This window comes from Belliella marina, assembly GCF_042682445.1.
Lineage (GTDB): Bacteria > Bacteroidota > Bacteroidia > Cytophagales > Cyclobacteriaceae > Belliella > Belliella marina.
This window is the reverse complement of record NZ_JBHUHR010000021.1, coordinates 23,727-41,194: the sequence shown is the minus strand read 5'-3', so window position 1 is coordinate 41,194 and position 17,468 is coordinate 23,727. Positions and strand designations below refer to the sequence as shown.

Below are 17,468 nucleotides of genomic sequence, written 5' to 3'. Positions count from 1 at the left end.
CCCTATACTCTTCTTCCCATTTTGTTTTCCTCCAGCTGAAGCAAGTGGCAATTCTATTGGGATGGCGCTTTAGCCAATCATTTACCCTACAAAGACCCATCCCCTATTATTCATCAAACCCTAGACCTGCTGCATTGAGCATTTTGGCATAGGCGATTTTCCTTTTGGCTGCAAGGTCATTGAGGATCATCCTGCCATCCAACACACTCACTTCACGGGCATTGATCAGGAATAGGGAGCTTTCCCCAATATCAAACCTCGTCTGTTCTCCTTCCAGAAGCCTTTCTAGGCCTACAATATTTGCATTGTATACTGCCAATTGCTCTTGTAGGGTTTGAAACCTATTTATTTCAGCTTCCAATTTAGATCTCAGTTGTAGGAATTTCAGGTCTCTATCATTCTGTTTGAAATCAATTTTTGCTTTTGTCAATCCCAATCCCCCTCGTTCTTTTCTCAGCAACAAAGGTGTCTGTATCGTAAAGCCCCACTTATAATTGTTTTCGAAAAATGGGGCCTCATTAAACTGGCCAATGGATTCTGTCAAGAAATTATAATTCACTTGTACAATGGGCTTGAGCTGCTCTGCCTTCCACCTGCGCTCTACATCCAAAGAAGCCAATTCATAATCTGTCAACCTCAACATTGGATGGCTTGCTATCAGAGTCCGGAGTGTATTTTGATCATAGTCCAATGGAATTTGTCCCAGCACATCTTCCGGAAAAGTAGTCAATGCAATATTCATGGGATTGTCATCTTCATCCCAAAGATATGTCTCCAACTCCTGGGAAGCATTGAAATATTCAATCTGCGAGGTCTGAAACCTGTAGATCCTGTTCATTATCTGGGTGTAGGCCTCCACAGTATCGATAGCAGGCAGATCGCCTTGGATAAAACTTGTTTTGATGCCCTCAAATCGAATCTCCGCCAACTCAACACTTTCTTCCAAAATCTTCATATTTTGGTACGCGGCACTCCACTCCCAATATGCTTCAGAAGCATCTAGATATAGGTCATTAAGAATCTGTTGTCTTTCAGTTTGGGTGACATCTTGATAAATCTCGGCTTGCCTCAAAGCCGCTCTCCTCCTGTCTATCAACAGGCCTTGTCCGAGATTGACAGATGCTCCGGCAGCTATCAACCCATTGTTGGGAGCTGTTCTTTCAGGATTGAGATAAGTACCAGAATTTTGCTCAAAGACCCCTTTCAACTCAACACCAGCCATTGTCGGCACTTTTACCCCTGCTTCCCGCTTGTCATAGTATTCGGTGTCATTGAATTGCTTATTGTCATAATTCCCAAATAGCAATGGATCAAAACCTCCCCTTGCAATCATCATCTCCTGATCACCAAAACGCAGGTTGATATCAGCTTGCTTTGCGATGGGATGGTAATACCTTACCCACTCCAAAAACTGGTAATAGCTGAGTTCTTCCTGTGCCAAGGCCGGAAAAATATATAAAACGGTTAAACAAGTTAACATCAATCGCCTCATTGTCAATTACTTTTTCTTGTTTGCCAGTTTTTCTTTTCTTGTATAGTAATCTGCAGGGAATCCATTGAGTTGACGCCAGATCTCATACCAGATAGGCACATCATTCAACAAGGCTATCCCATCCGCTCCCGAGCCGATTTTCAAAGCATACGGCCAGGGGTCTTCCTCTGGATCCTCTACGACGAGGACCCTGTACTTATTGTTTGGCCCCGTGAAGTTATCAATTGCTTTTACTTTTCCCCCAAAAGTTCCATTGGAAAACTGTGGCCAACCCGAAAACACAATCGCAGGCCAACCGTCGAAGATAAAGCGGACTTTGTTTCCTGGTCGCAACAAAGGTAAATCGACAGGCTCCACAAACATCTCAACAGCAAGTTGGGCATCAGCAGGAAGGATACTCACAATCTCCGCCCCTTCCTTGATCGTCTCTCCTATACCCACCTGGATAGCTTGGGTAATATAACCATCCTGCGGTGCCAATATATGCCTGTATCCTGTCCTGAATTCATAATTGGTATACTGGTTTTCCAATTTCGTTGCAGTTGCTTCGGCATCATATTGGGCAGATAATGCAGAATACTTATCCGACTCGGCCTTAGCCATCCTATCCCTAAAGTCGTTATCTATGGCATTGAGCTCTATCTGGGCTGCTATCAATTCATTTTGGGAGCTCAACAGACTGTTTTCAGCGGCAATCAGGCCTGCCTTTACTTCTTGAAACCTCAATTTTCTGGTTTCGAAATCAGTCAGAGACCTCAAACCATCAAGATAGAGCTTTTCTGCCCTGTCGAGCTGTTCTTGCCCAACCTGGAAGTTCACCTTGGACTGTTCGAAACGGATGCTATCCGACTGGACTTTCAGTTCTGCCATCCTCAGTCGGTTTACAGCCTGCTCTTTTCTAAGCGCATTGTTAGCCCTCAAAGCATCCACTTGGATTTCCTGTGCGATGACCTTTTGCTCATAGGATTTGGCTGACAGATTTTTGGCAGTCACCTGAAGTTTTGTCCTTTCCAACAGTTGCGGATCAAAGTATTCATCCTTGACTTCCGAAATCAAAAGGATGGTATCACCCTTGCTGACATAATCCCCTTCAGATACATACCAGTTCTCAATTCGGCCTGCAATGATTGAATGGATAGTCTGCGGCCTGTGATCCGGCCTCAACGCTGTCACATATCCATTGGATCTCACATTTTGGGTCCAAGGCAAAAATACAAACAGCACCATCCCAAGCAAAAACCACAATAAGACCCTAATTCTTTTCTTACTTTGATCAGTAGGCATCGTCATCGAGAAACTTTTGAAGTGATCAAAAGACATTCCTTTCTCTGCGTTGTTTTTTGAAATGTTTAACATATATCCTAAAGATTAAAGGTTTTTATATTCAAGAAAAGCTTCACTTGGACCATCAAATGAAATTTTTCCGTTCTTCAACTCTATTACCCTTGGTGATTTCTTGATCAACTCAAGGTCATCGGTTACCATCACTGTAGTCCAAGGCCCTTCCAGGATATAATTTCCTACATCATTTTTGACATCATCATCAAAATAGCTGAACAAATCCTCCAAAATCAATGCCTTTGGCGTGCCTGTCAGACATCTTGCCATGATTATTTTACTGATTATTTTTTTGCTCAACCCCTTACCTTCAGGCATCAATTTGGTATCCAAATCTTTTTGCAGGGCATAGACATAATCTTTCAACCCCACCAGTTCAATGATTTTCTTGAGCTGCTTATTGTCTACATCCTTACCCAAAGTAATATTCTCATAAATAGTACCGTGAAAGATGGATTGATGTGTCAAGCTATCACCTATAAAGCTTCTGAACTTATCCAAATTCATCATATCGATTGGCAATCCATTGACTAGGATTTTGCCTGAATATTCGGAATACAATCCGGCAAGCAAGTACATCAAGGTACTTTTACCACTTCCACTGGTCCCAGTAAGTATCACTTTTTCCCCAGTCTTCAATTCCAAGGAAACCCCATCCAGAATGTTAAACTGTCCATCCCTTGATTGGTAGGACACATTCATCATCTTAAATTCAAGACCTTTGAACTCTTCCGTAAGTGCCTTATCAATCCCCTCTTGTCTTTCAACCGGCAAATCAAGTATCTGTCCCAATTTCTCAGTGGCAGTCAGCGTGTCATAAACTGTCTCCAATGTAAGTATCAACTTTTCCACAGAATTCACTACCAATACTATGATGATTTCCGCTGCCACAAACTGGCCTATACTTATTTCGTTATTGATCAACAACAAACTACCTGCAACAAGCAATGAGCATACGATCAATACTTTGAAAGCTATCAACACCTTGTATTGTAAGATCAACACTGCAAAATGCTTGTTTCTAAAATCCACATAGGATTCCAACAACTTATCTACGCGCATGAAAGGCAGTTTTGAATTTCCTGCCAACTTGAAGGTTGCCATTGTCCTTCCTATCTCTTCCAGCCAATAGGCCACCTTATACTTGGATGTGGATTCTTTCAGGGAGGTCTCCATCCCTTTTGGACTGGTGAAATAAAAGATGATGAGCAATAACAAAATCAGTACAAAACCGAAAATTATAAAGAATGGATGGTAAAGCGCCAATAGCATCAATCCAAAAACTACCTGTATCGATGCTGCCGAGAAATCAATCAAGATTTTGGCCATTCCCTTCTGGAGATTCACAGCATCAAAAAACCTGTTCACAAGATCCGGCGCATGTTTGTCATGCAATTCGTCCAACTTCAACCTTGGTAATCTATAGGCAAACCCAAATCCCGCTTTGGTAAATACCCTTTGTTGCAATTTTTCCGTCAGGTATAGTTGGCTGATCTGGAGAAAGCCACCAAAAGTTATCCCTGCACCAACCACAATCACCAACAGAATCCAGGAAGTACTGATTCTACCTCCCAAGATAAAATTTAGAATGGCCTGGATCCCCAAAGGTAAGCTTAGGGACACAACTCCATTTAGGATGGCATAGAAATATATGGCATATACTTCTTTACGCTCTTCATGCAGAAATCTAGCGAACCTCCTTAGCGGGGTCAATGCTACGTCAATTTTCATTTTCTATGGCTTTAAAAACAAGTTTTTGGAAAAAATCTACTCTTCTAATATCCATTGGGTGAATATCGGTGAGACTGGGAATATGTTTAGAATAGAATGACTGTAATAGGCTTGATTCCATTACCGTAGAAACAAGGGTTTTGGGAAACTCATATTTTGGGTTGATTTCAAGAATAATCGCAGCTATCCGCTCTCCCAACCTGTTGTAAAGGTTGAAAAAGCCATTTTTATAATCTTCATCGACCTCCTTGGTAAGGTATGCTTTGGTAGACTCATCTACCAGTACCCTTTTCAATGAAACAGGGTCAATGTAATCATTTACCACATAAATCGGCCCCTTTACAAGGATTTTTATGGCTATCAGAAGCCTTTCTTTTGGATCTTGGATATTCATGGTGCACAAAACCAGGTTCTGCTCCAAGTATCCCCAATACCAAAGTGTTAAAAACAACATCAGCTTGTGTTTGTTTTCAAAATAACGATAAATCGCCGATTCTGTGCAACCAACTCTGATGGAAAGCTTTTTGAACGTAAAATGATCTAAGCCCAACTCCGGTATCAATTCCAGACTTTGTCTTATAATCTCCTTACCTAAATCAGAACTAAAAGGGTCTTTGATGTATATGTCTGAATTTACATCAACCCTCATATTTTTTAGTAATTTTTCCATATATCACTCTAAAATCAACACTACAACGAATGATCAATTCAAATAGTTTATAAAAATAGCTTTTTTGTTTGTATTACTCACAAAAAAAATTCCCCTTTAAATTCATTTGGGTGGAAATTAAAAATATCCATAAAGTTAAGGAAAGATTAACAATAGATAATTGTCGTATAACGACAGTTTGGAAGCTGTGGGGCTGCTTAGTTTTAACAATCAAAAAAACTTAACTACCCGAAAAATGAAAAGAATATTACTATTGGCATTGGTCTCTTTCCTGATTGTATGTTTGGGAAAACACAATCAGTCCTTTGCCCAAAACGCTTCTGCCTCAGTATTTGGAGTTGTACGTGGGACTTCAGGAGAAACTTTGCCTGGTGCAAATGTCCTCATCAAAAACGAATCAACCGGATTTTCTGCAGGTGCAGTGACCAATTTGGAAGGAAGGTTCCAGATCAACCAGGTACCTCTTGGTGGCCCATACTCCATTGGGGCATCTTTTGTGGGAGAAGGAAATGTGGTAAAGCGGGGTTACATGTTAAACTTGGGCGATCAGGTAAGAGTTGATTTTGAATTGCGGGATGGTGACAACGAATTGGAAACCATTACAATCACGGCCGCAGATTATGCCCCAAATAGGGTTTCCCCGATTGGTGGGGCAACAAGGTTCGGCATAAATGAAATCAAAAACCTGCCAACCAGTGGCCGGAGTTTCCAAGATTTGGCTAACCTGGCACCAACTACTGCACCGGGTGGATCTCTTTCCATTGGAGGTACAAGGGAATCTTCAACATCCATCACCCTTGATGGTGGAAACCAGAGATTTATGATGAATGGAGGTTTGATTTCCCAATACACGGTATCGATGGAAGCTATTCGGGAGTATGAAATCACAACCAATGAGTACAGTGTCAGGGAAGGCCGTCAAGGAGGTGGTGCGATCAATGTGGTGACCAAATCAGGGACCAACGAACTATCCGGATCAGCATTTTTCTACAATAGAAACCAAGCTTTGACAGCCAGTGAAGATTATGTCGGAAGACCCATCAATGATTTCAACATCAACCAATATGGCTTTTCGCTTGGAGGTCCCATCATCAAGGACAAACTTCACTTTTTTACAGCGTTGGATTTTGAAGATAGAAGTGAGCCATTTGCGATCATTGATGTCAGGGATGTACAGACTGAAAGGCTGGAGCAGATTACCCAACAGAACCTGGACAGGTTTATCAATATTTTGGAAGATCAATACGGCCTTGATCCCAACAGGCAACAAACTGGGCTGTTCAACAGAAAGCCAACAAATAGAACCATCTTTGCGAAACTTGATTGGCAAATCAATAAGATCCATAAACTTACTTTTAGAAACAATTTTTTCTGGGGGGCAAATGAGTTCGTCGTCGGTGGTGACCAGACAGCCTTGGCCGATTCTAGAGGCGATCTTGAGATTTCTGGATTGAACAGCCAGCTGGCACTTCGCTCAACCTTCTCACCGAAACTGACCAACGAACTCAAAGTCCAATACCTCAGGGCACAGAGGAATTTTGTAGCTAGATCATTTGCTCCAAGAGGTTTTGTGGGAATAGAATCTTTTCAGGAAGATGGAACGAGGCTGTTCAGGCAGTTTCAATTTGGCGGAAACAGAATTGCACCGGAAGAGCAAGGTGAAAAACAAATCCAATTGGTCAACACAACCTATCTACAAACTGGAAAGGTATTCTGGACCTTTGGTACTGACAATCTCGTAACTTTCACCAATACCCTCAATACCAACGAACAAGGCGGTTTGTTCCAATTTGCAAGTTTAGATGATTTGGAAGAGGGAAATGCTTTCCAATACAGCCGGTTGGTACCAAACAATCCTGACGGAAGATATACCCCAAAACTACAGCAAACTGCATTGGATCTCTCGGCATTTGTCCAAGCAGAATTGAATTTCACCAACAAACTTAGTGGTTCTTTGGGTGTTCGCTGGGATGCGACGGTATTCTTGACTGCACCTGAATACAACCCTTTGATAGAGGCTGAATTGGGCCGAAGAACTGATGTTGTTGCCAAGGATTACAACAATTTCCAACCACGGGTACAGTTCACCTATGATTTCAATGAAGACCAAAAAAATGTGTTGAAATTAGGGTTTGGGGGATATTCTGCAAACATCGTACATTGGGCTCAATTGAGCAACATATTGCAATCTGGCACGCAGCTGACAGACCTACTGCTTACCGGAGCTGATGTTCCAACGCCAAATTATCCCAGCTATATCCAAAATCCCGCATCTGTACCGGGTGTACCAGTGGGTGGCCAAGGAAGATCTCCCTACATCAATTTGATTGGCGAAAATTTTGAAGCTCCATATACCTGGAAAGGAAACCTGGCTTATAGACGCTTTCTCACGAATGAGTTTTACTTTGGAGCCAATGCCTATTTCGCCAGAACAGTCAACAATTACAGATACCAAGATTTGAACTTGAGCAATGAATTTGCTTTTAGGCTTCAAAATGAAGGAAACAGAGGTGTATATGCTGATCCCAGCCAAATCACCAATGTGAATGTGAATGCCCCTGGAGTAGTCGTCTACCCAATAAACCCATCAGTTGTCAATGCCAACCCTAATTTGGGAAGGGTGCTGGAATTGAACGGTGATTCGGACATATGGCAAAGAGGCATCATATTCGAATCTGGTTACATCTTCCCTAAAGGAGGTTCTATCACTGGTTCATTTACAATTAACAGGACTGAGGACAACAATTCTTATAATTGCTGTATCGCAAGGACATCTGTGACTACGGCGATTTTTGACGATCCAAGGGATCTCCAAAATAACCGAGGAGGTGCAAATACGGATTTCAGACACAAAATCGTCCTATTTGGCTCCACTCCAACATTCAAGAACATGACAATTTCCGCAAGATATGTTGGTCAGTCCGGTACACCTTGGTCACCATTGGTGTTTGGTGATATCGTAGGTGATGGCGCAGGTTTATTGATCAACGCAAATAAACGGGCTTTTATCTTCAACCCTGAAACCATCAGAAACACTCCAGGCATTACGCCATTTGAAACATTAATAGCCGATGGAATGGATGTAGTCCTAAGCAACCCAGATAACATTGCCAGGGGGCTTTTGATCGATAACTTGGACAATGTTGCCCCCAGAAATGAAATTTACAATCCATTTTGGCACAATGTCGATGTGAGGTTTACTTACAGATTGGACCATTCGGTTATTCCCGGACTTGGAAAGAACAATGTGGAATTTATTGCTGAGGTCTTTAATTTCACCAACTTGCTGAACAGTGATTGGGGTGGTGCTTCTACCGTACCCGGCAGCAACCAAATCCTACTCCAAACCCTGGGATTAGATCCTATCGCAACACAACAGGGAAGACCACAGTACGCCTATAGAGTCAACCCAACGTTTGGGGAGACAGTCAAGTCAAATGCACCATACCAGGTCCAATTGGGATTGAGATATACTTTCTAAATTCTTCTGCTCTATCTATAATTGCAAAAAGGTCTATGGAAAACCATAGGCCTTTTTCTAGGTTGCAGAAAAAATCATATTGGGGTAATCTTGGGATAATCTGAATATCCTAACTTCGGAATTCATTCCAATTGTATGCCTGAAAAACTTAAGATCAATCTCGTCCTTGATTCCATCTATGAATTTGGATCTGAAATCGACCAAATCCATCTCAATCCTGAGAAAGAAATCAGCGAAGGGCTTGTCTATGTCCAGGAAGGCATCGCCAAAATCTATGGAATCAATGAAAAGGGGCTAAAAATCAATACAGACCTTATTTTTCAGGGAGAGATATTCACAGTCCAAAATGGAAACTACCAATCCAGGGATAATTTTTACTTGGAAGGGTTAAAGTTCTCCAAAGTCATCTTTTTGCCATCCAAGTACCTATCATCGATCCAAAGGGGGATTTTGCCTGAGATCCAGGTAAAATTCTACAATGAAAGGCTCAAGAGAATCCACCAGCAGAAGGTCAGGAATTACGATCTGGAACTTCACGAAAGGATTTTCTACCTCCTTTTTGACTTTTGTATGATCTTCGGAACAGATTCCGGGGATTACTATACTATGCCCAACTACTTTACCCATGATGAGCTCTCCAACATCCTGAGAAATTGTAGACAAAATATAACCGCATGTCTCAATGATCTGAAGCGTGAAGGAATCATTCTGTACAATAGAAAAGAAATCAAGATTGAAAAATCTATCTTTGAAGAAAAAAAAGTAAAATACCTCAGTGGATTGAGGAAAAACAAAAAATCGGCAACATGTTAAAAAGAATCCTACCTATCATCATGGCCATTTCTATGGTCCTGGTAATCGTTTATATGCTTGGGCCCAAGGCATCTGTTGAGAATTTGGCTGGTGGATATCCAGAAATCCCTACGGATTTAGCTGAATTGGAAAGTTATGTACTCCAAAAAGAGGATACAGTCAAAGGTCTGAAGCCTGGAAATGAAGCGAAAATCATTTGGGCAGACCCATTGGACAAGAAGAAAACCCCCTATAGCATAGTTTACATCCATGGTTTTGGAGCCAGTGAAATGGAAGGCAGTCCTGTGAATAGGTTGCTGGCAGAGCATTTTGGTGCCAATTTGTATTTGGCTAGGCTTCCTGAGCATGGAATCAAGAGAGAAGACGCCATGCGCCACATGACAGCCCAAAAGCTGATGGATGGAGCAAGGGAAGCCTATATGATAGGAAAAAGTCTCGGTGATAGTGTCATTGTGGTAGGTACCTCAATGGGTGGGGCACTGACACTCAATCTTGCATCAGAGAGACAAGACATAAAAGCAGTAGTCCTCTACTCCCCTGCCGTGGGAATACGTGGAGAAATGTTAAACCAGTTCTTTGAACCTTGGAGAAAGTACATTGCCGAAAATTTCAGATTCGAAAAGGGCATGAATACTTTGGCAAGAGAAGGGGAAAAAGCCAAATATTGGTCGGAGGAATATCATGTAAACAGCTATGAAAGTTTGGCAGTATTGCTGAAAAGCACGATGAACGATACGACTTTTGCCAAAATCGAACAGCCTTTGTACCTGGCTTACTATTACAAAAATGAAGAAGAGCAGGACTTTGTGGTTTCAGTACCTAAGATGCTTGAGATGTTTGAAGGATTAGGCACTCCGGATTCGCAGAAAATCAAAGAAGCATTTCCGGAATCAGGCGACCACGTGATCGCATCGGATATTACTTCCAAAGACTGGGAGGCTGTCTTGAAAGGAACTATAGACTTCTTGGAAAATGTGGTGAAGCTGGAAAAGCAAGGTCTGGTTATGGAAGAAGGTTGAGTGGGATGAGGAAGATGCCAAATGACTTGTCCACCACAGCGGATGAGACATAAGACTCAGACAAAGAAGCGAGGAACAAAATTTAAGAAACAAGAGGCAAGAGCCAAGAACAAAGAGGCAAGTTTGTTTTTACGACTACGTCACCTCGATGGAAGGAGAGGTCTCGTCCCGTCTTTGAAGAAGGCAAGTGAAAATTGAAGTTGGAGTGTGAAATTCAGTTCGAGATTTCTCTCGGAAATCCTACGGAACAGGCTCCACGCCTCCCTTACGTGAGGTAAATTCGAAATGACCACCAAGTCACCTCTCTCCTGAAAGCATGCGGGAGAGAAGTGACGTCCTTTTTTTGTACTAGGAAGTGGAGGGATGAAAGTACAAAGTACCAAGTACGATGTACCAAAGCCTGTACCGTACCGAAAGCTTTCGGTACGGGAGGTTGAACTTCTTCAATTTATAAAGAATAAGTACCAAGTAATTTCAGGACATAACAAAATCTCACGTCCTTTGTCTCAAATCCCATATCTAACGTCTCACGCCTTCCTTCATCCCTCCATTAGTTTCTTTTGTCCTACTTCCCATCTTTCTTCAGGCTGATCTTGTAATCATCAGGTGTGCCCTTCATGTTGATATTCACAAACCGGACTTTTTTATCCTGGTCTCTAAATACGATTGCATCTTCTTGCTCTGGGTCGATCTCGCCTTTATTCTTTCCACCAAATAGCGCCCTGAAACCTACCTGTGTCACCAAAGCCAATGGAACCCTGATAAAATAATCCATATTCAAATCAAGGCTTTGCTTGCCTGAGAGCTCGATAAAGCCCAAACTTGAATTGATGTTCATTTTCGGAATACTCAGTACTCCCCCTTTGAGTTCAAAAGTATTGCTAAGGGTATCGAAACGCACATTTTTCAAGTTCTTATCAGAAAAATAACTAGACATGGCATCCAAAGGGGCAAAATTCACCAAACTGCCCTGATATACCGTAAGATCCATTTTTGCTTCTGATTTATCGATGATCGGGGTTAGGTCTGGATAAACCAGAAACTTACTTGTGATTTTCCCACTGACTTTCCCATGCAGGTTTTCATTGATCAGATAATCCTGCCCAAAATTTTCGAACTTGATCAACAGCTTGTCCAGATCCATTTTGTTGGCCTTCATTTCACTGCTAAAGTAGATCTCCTCCGGATTGGAGCCATTGAAGTAGCCATTGACGGCCAAGGAACCATCCGCTATCCCAAACCCAAGCGTATCCAAATACAGGTAATGGTTTTCGGTAGTCCTTGCTTTTGCAGTAATATCACTTAGCCAGAAAGTGTGGTAATTCAGCTTTTTGATATCAGCTGAAAACTCCATCTTCGAAAATGGCAATTTGAAGATATTGAAAGCCTCTTGGTGATTGGTATCAACTTCTATCCCTTCGAAACCCAACAATGCATCCAAATCTAAAGCCTGGGACTTCAGGTGGAAATAATTTGATTTCGACGCATGGTTCAACAAAGAATCCTTTGCACCCAGAAAATATCCCAAACGGACTGAAAAATCAGATGACCCCATTTTTCCACGAAAGTTATCCATCGTCAGGTAATCATCTTCAAGGTGAATCCTTCCGGAAAAGTTCTCGAGTTTCAATGGGTGGATTTTCATTTTTCCGTCCAAATCTTCCAGATAGAAATCAGCCGATTTAAAATCTCCCTGATAGTGTAAGTCAACTTTTCCTTTAAGATTCAAATCCGAAATTATCTCGTTGGAGTAATCTTCGGGCAGGTAATTGACCCCATTGTAACTCAATAGGTCATTTAACTGAAGTTGCCTGGATACAAGCTTAAAATCAAAGCTGCTATCCCCTATTTGCTCATCCTGGAACCACTTTTTATAATTCAGGACTTTCCCTGTGAACAGAAAGTCACTTTTATCGATCTCGCCACTAAAGTCTATGACTTCCAAAGAATCTTCCCGGATAAATATATCTGCGTGAAAATCATGGAGCAAATGTGGATAATTCTTGAATTTGGCATAAAAATCTTCAATGAAAAATTCACCCTTTGGCAAATATTCAAAACCATAAATCTCTTTGCCTGTTGTCTCAAATGCCAATTTGGCCTGAAAATCATAAATCTCTTCTTCGATTCCACCGATAGTTGAATCAGCAGGAATCAACTCCCTCAAATCCAAATAGTTGGACTTTGCATTTAACTTTACTTTCATAGGCAGGTTGTTGCCATGCAGCAACACCGGGAAATCGCTCAGTTCACCAGAAAAGGCAAAGTCTGACCCTCCCATTTGGAAGCTTAGGGAATCCAAGACCATTTTGCCTTTGCGCATGTATGCGTATCCATTGGCATTTTTGACAGGAAGATGATAGCCTGGTATTTGAATGCTAAGATTTTTCAGAAACAACTCACTCTGAAGACTCCCCTCCACATTGGAGATGGATGCTGTAGTTATATCCATATCAATCAGCTCGTCAAAATCCATGTTCAATACTACTTGCCCATCGATCCCCTGCAAGCCTTCTATTTCAAAAAAGTCACCCAAAAAACCTAAATCCAAATCCGCATTAACGTTGATCTTGATGTATGGATCTTCAAAATTCCTGATAACCAACCTGCCTTGAAAAATCCCCTCATCGGGCTTGGCATGGAAGTTTTGAAGCTGGATCTCTGAAGTTTTCAGGCTTCTTTCCTTTCCATTGGTATAAAAACCCGAGAATCTCAATTCATCCACTTTCTTCTGGATGCCAGGATTGAGAAAGTAAGCATTGTCAGCGCCAAACTCAACCGCTACGGCAGGACTTTGCCCATTTCCGGCAATCCCTTTTACTGAGCCTGAGAAATACACCTCCCCTTCATTTTTATACTTCATCAAGGTCTCTGCAGCATCTTTTGGCAAAAATGCCGCAAAAATATTGAAATCAGGTTTTTCCCCATTCAAACTTAAATCCAAATCGAGCCCTTCTTCCAATACCTTGACCTGCCCAGACATCCCCAACAATGCATCCTCCAACCTGATCTTCGAAGGGGCAATCAATAGGTTTTGCAATTCCTCAAAATAGTCCAACTCCACATCCAGATAGATCCGCTTATCTGCAAAAAATGTATTCTCCCCATCTTGGTCCAAATCAAATACAAAGTCAGAAATCAAATCCACATAAATATGTCCATTCTTGAGGCTGAAGCTTGTCAACAATTCATCGATGTGGAATACCAAATCTTGGTTGGTCTTGACATCAGAATAGGTAATATCAAATTTCTCCAAAACCACTCCAGATAGATCGAATGCAAATTCCGATGGTTCTTCCTCCACCTTCTCCTCATTGCCCATTCCTTTTGCCAAAAGCACATTGATATCTCCATTTTCCAATTTGACGACATCCAGGTGGCCATTGCTGATTTTCAACTTTTTCACCTTGTAATCAGCCCTGATGATATCCCACACATTGAACCCAATGTAAAAATCAGCAGCTTCATAAATGGGCTTATTGTCTTTTGCCTTTGAGTCAAAAAACTTTATCCCCTTCAAGTCAATAGAGATATATGGGAAATTTGCAAATGGGGAGATATATGAATCTTCGATGGTAATCTCTCCAACAAACTCCTCATTGATGGTCGCCAACACATTCTGGGTCAAAACCTTCTGCTTACTATATATTACCCAAATCGAACCCGCAAAAATCAGAACCGGTACTAATAAAAATAAGGCAATGTATAATAATCTTTTATTTCTCATTTGGATTTACGCTCTATATTCAGCTACAAAATTAGTGTAAATGGATAAACATATTACCCTAATCCATTTACATTTTTGTGAAATATCCCCTCTTAGGTGTTTTTCTTCTCTATACTGTTGAAGTTCTATTGGGCGCTGGGTGAAGTTTGCAGCTTCACTTCTGAAAATGGGAATTGCAAATCCCAAAAAATCAACTACTAACGGCTGAAGACCGATAGGTTGGGTTTCGCCTAAAGGCGACTAAAGTGCATCCGAGACTTCGTGTTCTCCTTTGTGAAAAACTTGGTGATCATAGTGGTTATAATTTTCACCACAAAGATCAGAAAGTAAAACACTAAAGTCTTCACCTAAAGGCGAGGTATTTTCCCACAGAGTGAGGCATTAAGAAGGAATAGATACAATTTGCACCCAGCTCCTCTTCTAATTTGCTAATATCATCAGGTTCACCCTCAAAATCATGTAATCGAAAATATACCTTATTTTCATTCACTTTCACAATGTTGCTATTTTAAGTCATTGATATTAATACCAGTAGGCTCTCCAGGCCCTTTACCTCCCTTACCCTTCACAAATATATCTCCAGCTGGATATTTATACAAATAGGTTTGTCCAGTTCTTTTGCCACCTTTCAACTCAACTCGTGGGGGTCAAATCCTGCATCTTTAAGTTTTCCAATTTCCCCTGGACTAAGTTGCATATCTTGATTTGATAAAACAGCAGCCGGAACAACTAGCTCCATCAACCATCCAGCTACGGTTTCAGAAACAGTCTCTATATTACTTCCAATTGCATCTCCAATAGTCCATCCACTATAAGCTACTCCTGCAATGGGAATTACCCGAGACACGCCCCCATACGTCATATCGTCCTGTACTAACTTTTCCTGCATGTCACTCAATTCAATATTCACTTCGTCATTTGAAGGAACTGGGTAAACCACCATTCCAGCTCCGGGAGGATCATAAATGTGAATGTTAGTTTCTGAGCTAGGAGCAGTACAACTGTTATTCATAGTTACAAAAATATATCGACCTTGTTGACCATATGCTGGCTTATCAAACAAGACGACATTGGAATATATCGATTTGTGACGTTTACCACTACTGCTGAATGATCTCCAGAATATCTAACAATAACACCGGGTAAGATTGTACTTGTTGTCGTCAAATAGCTCTCATCGTCAATATAAGTCGAAACCGCATTCATATAATAATCGTCTAGCACCACTTCTCTTCCACCAAGAGGGTGCATGTTCCAGGCATAGCCATGACAATAATTATTAGATGAACCTGTTATCACAACACAACTAGAACCATACAAACCATTTTCGACATCACTTTGAATCGCATTTAATTGAGATTGAGAATAGTTATAGGTAAAATAACCGCCTGTCGGTACCAATGTGAATTTAGGTGTATAAATATTCTGTGCATTAGAGTGAAAGTAGCCTAATAACAATGACAATTAAGAGTATAGCTTTTGTGGTTTCATAGATAGACTATTGCTTTTCATACAACACTTTGATAGTCTTTGTTCGAGACTTAAAATCGCTATAAGACATTTCAGATTTCCCTGTAATATCTAGACCTCTACAATCATATATAGACCCTGGCGTACTTTTCCATATCGCTTCAACCAACACGTAAGGGGTTGAATCATATTGAACCAACTTAACAATGCGATATCCACCTGGATTAGAATCAAGGTCTTTTATTATTTGATTTAGCCAATCGAGATTTTGGCCAGTGTCCTTTAAATTACATTCCACAAGTAAGTCTCTGTATTCAGGGTTTATATCTTCCTTTGACTGGCAGCCAAGGAAAATGACCAAAAAACTTATAAGTATTGAATATTTCATAGAGTTAGTTTTTAAGAGATTGGACTACTAATTTTATTTCACCTATAACATCTTCAAAATCCAAATTAGAAATTCTGCTGTCAGCCATTGATTTAATCAATTTCAAACCAAGGTAAGCTGTGGTCGCTGAACCAAATCCTGCCAATTCTTCTTTAAAAGAGAGTTTTTGAAAGTCCTCGTTTCTATAATAGTTTATTATTTCATAGGATGCAGAACTCCTACTTATCAATTCAATGTATCCGTTAAATGAATTCATTGCTCCATTAAAACCCTCAACAGGACTATTGGACAATCCATAACTCAAGAAAAAGGGCTGGGATAACACTAGCCTAAAGAGTCTTTGGGTTGAAAGGTTTGGAATTACTTCTTCAGGAATCTGACAAGCTTTAATTCGCTCCTGTACGTCAGTAAATTTAGACCATTCTCCACCCCCTGGTTTAATTGCATAGTCCCAATCAAGGTTTTGTGCAGGTATCAATGATACAAAACAAAAAAAAACTACCACAAATAGTAGAAGGTTTTTCATAATAATTTTGGGTTTGTTGTCTATTACAATTTTCAGGAAATTTTTCAATAACCTTTAGACCAAAGCATAAAAAGCCATAAATCACCTAAAAATCAACAAGAAAGTACTTCTGAAAGTATAAATAAAAAATATAAATTCAAATAAAAACATAAAAAAATACAGTAAAAGTTATTCTTCCGATTCAAGAATATCGAGATAAAGCCCCCCCTTAAACCTCTCACAACTTGTACCTGTCATATGGAAGAATCGTATCTCGAAATGCAAGACAGGCTTGACCTTACTCCCAATCCTTGAGGCAGATCTTGTTATGCAGTCACGTCAGACGGTTTCCAGTATAAAGGAGAACAGAGGGTTGTTTGTAATCGCCACATGTTTTTTTAAAGCCTCTTAATTTAGGCTTTTTTGTTGTGAAAAACACCCTGTAGTTGGTATTTTATGTTAAAACGATTATCTGTTGTTATTAGAACTATTAATACTTGTTTTTTATAAACTTAAAGACGACTTGAATTTATTATAAAACGGAACAAAAAACTGATGCCAATCGAGGCAAAGGGGAATCCCACCCCTAAGCCTCTCAATGACACTTATGTCACTTGGATTCACGGAAAATACTGCGGCCAACCTATCGGATATGACTCAAGCTGTGATCGATAACAAAGCTGTTCCAGAACAGCCGAACAATACGGTAAAACTCCCCACTACTCTGGAAAAGTATCTTGAGGAAGAATTAAATAGGTGATTGGCTTTTCCAGACAGTGATGACCTTTCTAAGCCAAGGGAAAACCATCTTTGAATTGATTTTATTCTGATCAA

At 40.6% G+C, this 17,468-nt stretch carries 14 protein-coding genes; 4 read left to right on the top strand and 10 right to left on the bottom strand.

What is annotated here, in order from left to right; translation table 11 throughout:
• Positions 1–106: 106 nt before the first annotated feature.
• Genes ACFSKL_RS07055 through ACFSKL_RS07040 form a run of 4 tightly spaced genes read right to left on the bottom strand, consistent with a single transcriptional unit; the run spans position 107 to position 5,231 of the window.
• Positions 107–1,480, bottom strand: coding sequence for a TolC family protein (locus tag ACFSKL_RS07055; protein ID WP_376884794.1), 1,374 nt, complete (start codon positions 1,478–1,480; stop codon positions 107–109).
• 18 nt (positions 1,481–1,498) lie between these two features.
• Positions 1,499–2,848: an HlyD family secretion protein gene (locus ACFSKL_RS07050; protein WP_376884792.1), complete on the bottom strand. Its 1,350-nt coding sequence runs from the start codon at positions 2,846–2,848 to the stop codon at positions 1,499–1,501.
• Positions 2,849–2,860: 12 nt separating this feature from the next.
• Positions 2,861–4,561, bottom strand: coding sequence for a peptidase domain-containing ABC transporter (locus ACFSKL_RS07045; RefSeq protein ID WP_376884790.1), 1,701 nt, complete (start codon positions 4,559–4,561; stop codon positions 2,861–2,863).
• On the bottom strand, positions 4,551–5,231 hold the full coding sequence (locus ACFSKL_RS07040; RefSeq protein ID WP_376884788.1) for a TetR/AcrR family transcriptional regulator: 681 nt from the start codon (positions 5,229–5,231) through the stop codon (positions 4,551–4,553). The genes ACFSKL_RS07045 and ACFSKL_RS07040 overlap by 11 nt, the downstream gene beginning before the upstream one ends.
• A 235-nt stretch (positions 5,232–5,466) precedes the next feature.
• Between ACFSKL_RS07040 and ACFSKL_RS07035 the strand changes: the two genes are divergently transcribed.
• The 3 genes from ACFSKL_RS07035 (at position 5,467) to ACFSKL_RS07025 (ending at position 10,544) form a co-directional block, all read left to right on the top strand.
• Positions 5,467–8,712: a TonB-dependent receptor gene (locus tag ACFSKL_RS07035; protein ID WP_376884786.1), complete on the top strand. Its 3,246-nt coding sequence runs from the start codon at positions 5,467–5,469 to the stop codon at positions 8,710–8,712.
• A 135-nt stretch (positions 8,713–8,847) separates the two neighbouring features.
• Entirely contained in the window at positions 8,848–9,525 is a 678-nt protein-coding gene (locus ACFSKL_RS07030) for a Crp/Fnr family transcriptional regulator (RefSeq protein ID WP_376884784.1), read from the top strand.
• Positions 9,519–10,544 carry an alpha/beta hydrolase gene (locus ACFSKL_RS07025; protein ID WP_376884783.1) on the top strand — a complete coding sequence of 342 codons (1,026 nt, stop codon included), beginning with the start codon at positions 9,519–9,521 and terminating at the stop codon, positions 10,542–10,544. The genes ACFSKL_RS07030 and ACFSKL_RS07025 overlap by 7 nt, the downstream gene beginning before the upstream one ends.
• Before the next feature lie 565 nt (positions 10,545–11,109).
• On the opposite strand, the gene ACFSKL_RS07020 is transcribed toward ACFSKL_RS07025, so the two are convergent.
• From ACFSKL_RS07020 to ACFSKL_RS06995, 6 genes are all read right to left on the bottom strand, one after another.
• On the bottom strand, positions 11,110–14,271 hold the full coding sequence (locus ACFSKL_RS07020; protein WP_376884781.1) for an AsmA-like C-terminal region-containing protein: 3,162 nt from the start codon (positions 14,269–14,271) through the stop codon (positions 11,110–11,112).
• A 503-nt stretch (positions 14,272–14,774) separates the two neighbouring features.
• A complete protein-coding gene (locus tag ACFSKL_RS07015; RefSeq protein WP_376884779.1) occupies positions 14,775–14,903 on the bottom strand; it encodes a polymorphic toxin type 33 domain-containing protein in 129 nt (42 codons plus the stop codon).
• The gene (locus ACFSKL_RS07010; protein WP_376884778.1) at positions 14,900–15,283 is read right to left on the bottom strand and encodes a hypothetical protein; all 384 of its coding nucleotides are present in this window, start codon (positions 15,281–15,283) and stop codon (positions 14,900–14,902) included. The genes ACFSKL_RS07015 and ACFSKL_RS07010 overlap by 4 nt, the downstream gene beginning before the upstream one ends.
• 2 nt (positions 15,284–15,285) lie before the next feature.
• Positions 15,286–15,735 carry a hypothetical protein gene (locus tag ACFSKL_RS07005; protein ID WP_376884776.1) on the bottom strand — a complete coding sequence of 150 codons (450 nt, stop codon included), beginning with the start codon at positions 15,733–15,735 and terminating at the stop codon, positions 15,286–15,288.
• Between the two features lie 34 nt (positions 15,736–15,769).
• Positions 15,770–16,129 (bottom strand): hypothetical protein, encoded by a 360-nt coding sequence (locus ACFSKL_RS07000; RefSeq protein ID WP_376884775.1) that lies wholly within the window; start codon positions 16,127–16,129, stop codon positions 15,770–15,772.
• A gap of 4 nt (positions 16,130–16,133) precedes the next feature.
• A complete protein-coding gene (locus ACFSKL_RS06995; RefSeq protein ID WP_376884772.1) occupies positions 16,134–16,703 on the bottom strand; it encodes a hypothetical protein in 570 nt (189 codons plus the stop codon).
• A gap of 538 nt (positions 16,704–17,241) precedes the next feature.
• Here ACFSKL_RS06995 and ACFSKL_RS06990 point away from each other — a divergent pair.
• Positions 17,242–17,394, top strand: a complete 153-nt coding sequence (locus ACFSKL_RS06990; RefSeq protein WP_376884770.1) for a hypothetical protein — start codon at positions 17,242–17,244, stop codon at positions 17,392–17,394.
• The last annotated feature ends 74 nt before the right edge of the window (positions 17,395–17,468 follow it).

Excerpts from the sequence above, each read along its gene's own strand:
- ACFSKL_RS07055 (WP_376884794.1), bottom strand. The coding sequence starts at position 1,480 with ATGTTAACTTGTTTAACCGTTTTATATATTTTTCCGGCCTTGGCACAG.
- ACFSKL_RS07050 (WP_376884792.1), bottom strand. The coding sequence starts at position 2,848 with ATGTTAAACATTTCAAAAAACAACGCAGAGAAAGGAATGTCTTTTGAT.
- ACFSKL_RS07045 (WP_376884790.1), bottom strand. The coding sequence starts at position 4,561 with ATGAAAATTGACGTAGCATTGACCCCGCTAAGGAGGTTCGCTAGATTT.
- ACFSKL_RS07040 (WP_376884788.1), bottom strand. The coding sequence starts at position 5,231 with ATGGAAAAATTACTAAAAAATATGAGGGTTGATGTAAATTCAGACATA.
- ACFSKL_RS07035 (WP_376884786.1), top strand. The coding sequence starts at position 5,467 with ATGAAAAGAATATTACTATTGGCATTGGTCTCTTTCCTGATTGTATGT.
- ACFSKL_RS07030 (WP_376884784.1), top strand. The coding sequence starts at position 8,848 with ATGCCTGAAAAACTTAAGATCAATCTCGTCCTTGATTCCATCTATGAA.
- ACFSKL_RS07025 (WP_376884783.1), top strand. The coding sequence starts at position 9,519 with ATGTTAAAAAGAATCCTACCTATCATCATGGCCATTTCTATGGTCCTG.
- ACFSKL_RS07020 (WP_376884781.1), bottom strand. The coding sequence starts at position 14,271 with ATGAGAAATAAAAGATTATTATACATTGCCTTATTTTTATTAGTACCG.
- ACFSKL_RS07010 (WP_376884778.1), bottom strand. The coding sequence starts at position 15,283 with ATGAATAACAGTTGTACTGCTCCTAGCTCAGAAACTAACATTCACATT.
- ACFSKL_RS07000 (WP_376884775.1), bottom strand. The coding sequence starts at position 16,129 with ATGAAATATTCAATACTTATAAGTTTTTTGGTCATTTTCCTTGGCTGC.
- ACFSKL_RS06990 (WP_376884770.1), top strand. The coding sequence starts at position 17,242 with ATGTCACTTGGATTCACGGAAAATACTGCGGCCAACCTATCGGATATG.